Below are 6,321 nucleotides of genomic sequence, written 5' to 3'. Positions count from 1 at the left end.
CCCCGCGCCGGCGATGGCCGTGCACGGACAGCCGCCGCGAGCCCACCAGCACGCCACCGGGCTGGTCAGGCCCGCGCGCGTGACAGCCGCGCACCGATCGCCGCGCCACGCCGACATACACGCCGCCGGGCCGCACAGGCCTGCGCGCGCTGTCTCGCCGCTTACGCGATCACCCGCATGGCGGCGACGTTACGACTTTCTCGGCTCTTTCGGCATCCGCTTGCCCGATGGTGCCGGCGCGGGCCTGACCGGCCCGGCGACTTTCATGTCGGCTCGGTGCGGTTGTCTGTGCGCGGCCATCGCGCGCGCAGGCCTGTGCGGCCCGGCGGCGTGTATGTCGGCGTGGCGCGGCGATCGGTGCGCGGCTGTCACGCGCGCGGGCCTGACCAGCCCGGTGGCGTGCTGGTGGGCTCGCGGCGGCTGTCCGTGCACGGCCATCGCCGGCGCGGGGCCGGAAGGGCGAGAGAGCGGCGGACGCGCGTCACCCGGATGCCCCGGCAGATGACCGTCATGGCTCGCCATCACGCGATGCAGCTCCTCACGGCGATGGAAAACCTCCGCGCGACGATCGCCATGCGCATAGAACTGGCGTTGCCGGACACCGTCCCGCCCGACGACCCAGATATATGTATCGCCGCCGACAAACACCACGTCGCGATCGACCACATTGGCGACGTACACATCGGTCGGCAACGGCTGATACGCGGTCACCGTCACTTCGGTCGGGCGGTTCGGTGCGCTGACGAGCTGGCCTTGCCCGCTGGTCACGCAGCCTGCGAGAAAGGTCGCGCACGCAGCCGACGCCAACAGCGCCTTTGTGATGTTTATCAACTTCATTCCCCGGTTTGTCTTGTTTATTTGTCGAGCGACGCCCTTTTAACGGCCGGGCATTTTGCATTCTTGAGATATGAATCGCCGATCGGGAAAATTAGTTGGTCAATGCGCAGGCGAAAACCGCGCAGGCAAAAAAGCATGCGCCATTGCGCGTGCGCAGCCGGGGCTCCGATCCGCGCTTAATTGCCGCCCGGATTGCCTTCTTTAGACTTCGCGTCGTGCCAGTTCATCCGGTGCCGATTGACGGTCTCGGTATGCCGCGCGTCGTCCTCGGTGTGCAGATAAAGGCTGGTCGTATTCAGCGACACGTGGCCGAGATTGTCGCGAATCGTGCGCAGATCGACGCCGCCGTCCGCCTGATGCGAACCCGCCGTGTGCCGCAGCCAGTGCGCCGACGCGCGCTCGAGTTCGTCGGCGCGATCGGCGAATTCGGGGCCGCGCGCGCGCAACCACATCGCCGCGCCCGCGAAGATGCCCTTGATTGCGTCGTGAATCGCCGAGCGCGACAGGCAGCGTTTGCGACCCTTGAACGGCAGCACGAGCGGCGTTTCCTCGGCGCGGGTCGGCAGCGCGGCGAGGCCATTCAGCGTCCGGTAGCTGCGCAGCTCCTGAACCAGTTCGGCCGACACCGGCACGATCCGCTCCTTGTCGCCCTTGCCGAGCGTTTCGAGCCACCACTGGTCCTGACCGTCGGCGCCGAGCCTTCTGAAGAACTGGCCCATCTGCCCGCCGGCGACCTCGGAAATGCGCATGCCTTGCAGATAGAACAGCGTGGTCAGCCAACGGCAGCGCGCGTAGTACGCGCGCTGCGCATCGGTATCTTGCGGCAGCTGCTCGACGAACAGCTTCACTTCGTCCCACAGCGACGTCGATAGATAGCGCGTGACGCGCGGCGCCGAGCGCTTCGCGCGCTGTCGCAACAGCGCCATCGGATTGCCGCGCAGATAGCCGGCGTTGACGAGCCACGTGAACATCGCGTTCAGGATGATCAGCGCCTGGCGCTGGCTGGCCGGCGACAGCGGCCCGTTGAACGGGCGCCAGCGCGCGTCGCCGCGCGCGTACTTGCCGCCGTTCGCCGACACCCAACGCGCGGCCGGTTGCGGATCGGCGATGAACGCCTTGAACAGCAGCAGATCTTCATGCGTCAGCGACGACAGCGGCTTGCCGAGTTGCACGACGGCCCACAGCAGCAGCCGCTCGGCTTCCTTGCGGTAGTTGTCGAAGGTGGTCTTGGTGTCCGCGTAATTGGAGAGCCACGCGCGCACCGCGTCGAGGTCGTTGCGCGCTGATAGCTGGGAGTTTTCCGCCGCGCCGCGATTGGTGCCGTCGCGGCCATCGAGCAGTTCCGGCACGACGAGCGATTCGACGGGCTGGACGGTGGCAAGCTCAGCGTTCGGGGCAGCTTTCGGCACGGCTTTGGACACGGTTCGGGACACTCCTCGGGCGCACGCCGGTTGGCGTCATTCTGCTCCGCTCAGGCGATGTGCGAAGCGCTTGCCTGAAAAGAAAACAGTGCCCATTTTGTTGCGGACGAAACGCGAAACCCTATCACACAGTCGGGCGCGCCTGGCGCAAAACAGCGGGGCCCGCTCAAGCTTCGACGCAGTGACGATCGTTCGGCATACAGTAATGGAGGGCGCCGTGCGATTGTTGCCCGCTATAGTCGCCATCTATTACCGGCATTGCCGGATTCGAATTCTATTGAAGTTTGCCCTCGCCTATATTCGAATAGGAGTGGCGCGTCGGCCGGAGTCATCCCCCGGGGTTATCCGTCAGGGACTCCGGCCACGTTTCCTTCAACGTTGGATTTCATGAGTGCACTGCCGAATCGTTCGGCTGACTGTCGGGTTTCTCGATCGTCAATTTGCCACGGAAGCCTGACAGGATGACAAACGCATAACAAGTACCTTGCATGGGATTGGAGAAAGTGCTGCGCACCGACTCCGATCGACAACGGAGACATCCTCCAAAGGAGAGAACGCATGTCAAACGAAGCAAAGTGCCCGTTCATCCACACCGCCGGCGGCGGGACAACCATTCGAGACTGGTGGCCGAAGCAATTGCGCGTCGACCTGCTGAACCAGCATTCGAACCGCTCCAATCCGCTAGACAAGGACTTCAACTATGCCGAGGCATTCAAGAGCCTCGACTACGACGCGATCAAGAAAGACCTCGCCGCGCTGATGACCGATTCGCAGCCGTGGTGGCCCGCTGACTTTGGCCACTACGGACCGCTGTTTATCCGTATGGCATGGCACAGCGCCGGCACCTATCGCATCGGCGACGGCCGCGGCGGCGCAGGGCGCGGCCAGCAGCGTTTCGCGCCGATCAACAGCTGGCCGGACAACGTGAGCCTCGACAAGGCGCGCCGGCTGCTATGGCCGATCAAGCAGAAATACGGCCAGAAAATTTCGTGGGCCGATCTGCTGATCCTGACCGGCAACGTCGCGCTCGAAACGATGGGCTTCAAGACATTCGGTTTCGGCGGCGGGCGCGAGGACACGTGGGAACCGGATCAGGACGTTTATTGGGGCAATGAAAAGACCTGGCTCGGCGGCGATGTGCGCTACGGCAAGGGCGCGGCCGGCAGGGAAGACGACGAAGGCGTGCTGGTCGCCGATGAAGAACTGCACGGCACCGAAAAGAGCCGCACCGATCCGCCCGGACGCAACCTCGAAAACCCGCTCGGCGCGGTGCAGATGGGCCTGATCTACGTGAACCCGGAAGGCCCGGACGGCAATCCCGATCCGCTCGCGGCCGCGGTCGACATCCGCGAAACGTTCGCCCGCATGGCGATGAACGACGAGGAAACCGTCGCGCTGATCGCCGGTGGCCACACATTCGGCAAGACGCACGGCGCGGGGCCCGCCGATAACGTGGGTCCGGAACCGGAAGGTGCCGGTCTCGAGGAGATGGGGCTCGGCTGGCGCAACAGCTTCGGCACCGGCAAGGGCGCCGACACGATCACGAGCGGGATCGAGGTCACGTGGTCTTCCACGCCGACGCAGTGGGGCATGGGCTTCTTCCACAACCTGTTCGGCCACGAATGGGAGCTGACCAAGAGCCCGGCGGGCGCGAATCAGTGGGTGGCGAAGGGCGCAGAGCCCACGATCCCGCACGCGCACGACCCGTCGAAAAAACTGCTGCCGACGATGCTGACGACCGACCTGTCGCTACGCCTCGACCCGATCTACGAAAAGATCTCGCGGCGCTTCATGGACAATCCGGACGAGTTCGCCGACGCGTTCGCGCGCGCGTGGTTCAAGCTCACGCACCGCGACATGGGTCCGCGCGCCCGCTATCTGGGCCCGGAAGTGCCGGCGGAAGAACTGCTGTGGCAGGACCCGATTCCGGCCGTCGATCACCCGCTCGTCGATGACAAGGACGTCGCGGCGCTGAAGCAGAAGATCCTCGCGTCCGGACTATCGGTGTCGCAGCTGGTCACGACCGCGTGGGCCTCGGCCTCGACGTTCCGCGGCTCGGACAAGCGCGGCGGCGCCAACGGCGCGCGCATCCGGCTCGCGCCGCAGAAGGACTGGGCAGTCAACCAGCCTGCCGAGCTCGCGAAGGTGCTGAAGGTGCTCGAAGGCATCCAGAGCGAGTTCAACGGTGCGCAGTCCGGCGGCAAGAAGATTTCGCTCGCCGACCTGATCGTGCTGGCGGGGAGTGCCGGCATCGAGCAGGCTGCGAAGAACGCCGGGCAGCAGGTGACGGTGCCGTTCTCGCCGGGTCGCATGGATGCGTCGCAGGATCAGACCGACGTCCAATCGGTCGGCGCGCTCGAGCCGGTCCACGACGGCTTCCGCAACTATCTGGGCGGCAAGTTCCCGGTGGAGGCGGAGAAACTGCTGATCGACAAGGCGCAACTGCTGACGTTGACGGCGCCCGAGATGACGGCGCTGATCGGCGGCCTGCGCGTGCTGAAGGTGGGCGGTGGCAAGGAAGGCGTGCTGACGGACAAACCGGAAACGCTGACCAACGACTTCTTCCGTAACCTGCTCGATATGGGTACGGAATGGACGCCGGTGTCGGAGGCCGCGGAAACGTTCGAAGGCGCCGACGCGAAGACCGGCGAGGTCAAGTGGACGGGTACCCGTGTCGATCTGGTGTTCGGCTCGAACTCGGTGCTGCGCGCCCTGAGCGAGGTCTACGCGAGCGAGGACGGTAAGGAGAAGTTCGTGCGCGACTTCATTGCCGCGTGGGTCAAGGTGATGAATCTGGATCGTTTCGATCTGGCTTGATCCAGCGACTGCGGCGCGTGGTTCCTTGCCACGTGGACGCAGTGTTTGAAGGTCGTTTTGAGAAGTCATCGAGCGCGATTGCCGGGATGCCGGCAATCGCGTTTTTTCTTCGTCTGCGTCCGAGATATCCACTCAGACCATCTTCAATACCACCCTGAAACGCGCGTGACCGCTGATCATCCGGTCGTAGGCCTGCGCCGCCTCGGCGAGCGGATACTCCTCGATCATCGGCTTGACGCCGGTGAGCGCGCTGAACGCGAGCGTGTCCTGCGAATCGGCCGAGGTGCCGGAGGGCCAGCCTTGCACCGAGTTGCGTCCCATGATGAACTGCACGATCGGCACTTCGATCGGTTCTTCGGAAACGCCGACCATCACGAGCTTGCCGTTCAGGCCGAGACCGCCGAGCGTGGCGGTCATCGCCTTGCCGCTCGTCACCGTGGCGAGGATCAGCTTCGCGCCGCCCAGTGCCTGCAATTTCTCGGCGACGTTTTCCGTCTTGCTGTCGATGTAGTGATGCGCGCCCAGTTGCTGCGCGAGCGGGGCCTTGTCCTGACCGCGCGCGATCGCCACCGTGCGAAAGCCCATCTTGCGCGCGAACTGCACGCCGAGATGACCGAGGCCGCCGATACCCAGAATCGCGACCACGTCACCGGCGCGCGCGCCGCTATTGCGAATCGCGTTGAAGGTCGTGATGCCCGCGCACAGCAGCGGCGCGGCATCGACATCCGACAGATCGTCGGGAATGCGCGCCAGCGCTTCGACCGGAGCCACCATGTATTCGGCGTAGCCGCCGTCGTAGCTGATGCCGGGGATCAGCGCGAACTTGCACAGCACGAAGTCGCCCTGGCGGCAGTGTTCGCATTTGCCGCAATGCCCGCCGTGCCAGCCGACCCCGACACGCTGCCCGGCCTGCCAGCCCTCGACACCCGCACCGACCGAATCGATCACGCCTGCGATCTCGTGACCCGGCACACGCGGATAGGTGAGGCCCGGCCACAGCCCGTCCTTGGTCATCACATCGCTATGACAGATGCCGCAAGCCTGAATCCTGATCCGCACGTGACCGGCGCCCGCCTCGGGCACTTCACGTTCGACCAGTTCGAGCGGGCCGCCGGCCTGCTTCACTTCGACTGCTTTCATCGTGGGCATGATGTTCTTCCTTTCCAGTGGTGAACGGGACAAGAGGGGAACAAACTCAAACATCATAGTCCGCGCCCAGGCGGCTCGCCAGAAAGAAGCCGCCGTC

4 protein-coding genes are annotated in these 6,321 nt (G+C 65.0%); 1 reads left to right on the top strand and 3 read right to left on the bottom strand.

What is annotated here, in order from left to right:
- Nucleotides 1-189: 189 nt before the first annotated feature.
- Nucleotides 190-837: a hypothetical protein gene (locus GCT19_RS12210; RefSeq protein ID WP_018434595.1), complete on the bottom strand. Its 648-nt coding sequence runs from the start codon at nucleotides 835-837 to the stop codon at nucleotides 190-192.
- Nucleotides 838-1,013: 176 nt separating this feature from the next.
- Complete coding sequence (locus GCT19_RS12205) at nucleotides 1,014-2,258, bottom strand: tyrosine-type recombinase/integrase (RefSeq protein ID WP_176137820.1); 1,245 nt, start codon at nucleotides 2,256-2,258, stop codon at nucleotides 1,014-1,016.
- Nucleotides 2,259-2,816: 558 nt separating this feature from the next.
- Between GCT19_RS12205 and katG the strand changes: the two genes are divergently transcribed.
- Nucleotides 2,817-5,075 carry a catalase/peroxidase HPI gene (gene katG, locus GCT19_RS12200; protein ID WP_018434593.1) on the top strand — a complete coding sequence of 753 codons (2,259 nt, stop codon included), beginning with the start codon at nucleotides 2,817-2,819 and terminating at the stop codon, nucleotides 5,073-5,075.
- A 132-nt stretch (nucleotides 5,076-5,207) separates the two neighbouring features.
- On the opposite strand, the gene GCT19_RS12195 is transcribed toward katG, so the two are convergent.
- Entirely contained in the window at nucleotides 5,208-6,224 is a 1,017-nt protein-coding gene (locus GCT19_RS12195; RefSeq protein ID WP_013089534.1) for an alcohol dehydrogenase, read from the bottom strand.
- Between the last annotated feature and the right edge of the window lie 97 nt (nucleotides 6,225-6,321).

The sequence above is a fragment of the Paraburkholderia atlantica genome, from assembly GCF_009362785.1.
GTDB classification, from domain to species: Bacteria; Pseudomonadota; Gammaproteobacteria; order Burkholderiales; family Burkholderiaceae; genus Paraburkholderia; species Paraburkholderia atlantica.
This window is presented reverse-complemented; position numbering and strand designations above follow the sequence as displayed.

Coding starts and splice junctions, on each gene's coding strand:
- GCT19_RS12210 (WP_018434595.1), bottom strand. CDS start 837: ATGAAGTTGATAAACATCACAAAGGCGCTGTTGGCGTCGGCTGCGTGC.
- katG (WP_018434593.1), top strand. CDS start 2,817: ATGTCAAACGAAGCAAAGTGCCCGTTCATCCACACCGCCGGCGGCGGG.
- GCT19_RS12195 (WP_013089534.1), bottom strand. CDS start 6,224: ATGCCCACGATGAAAGCAGTCGAAGTGAAGCAGGCCGGCGGCCCGCTC.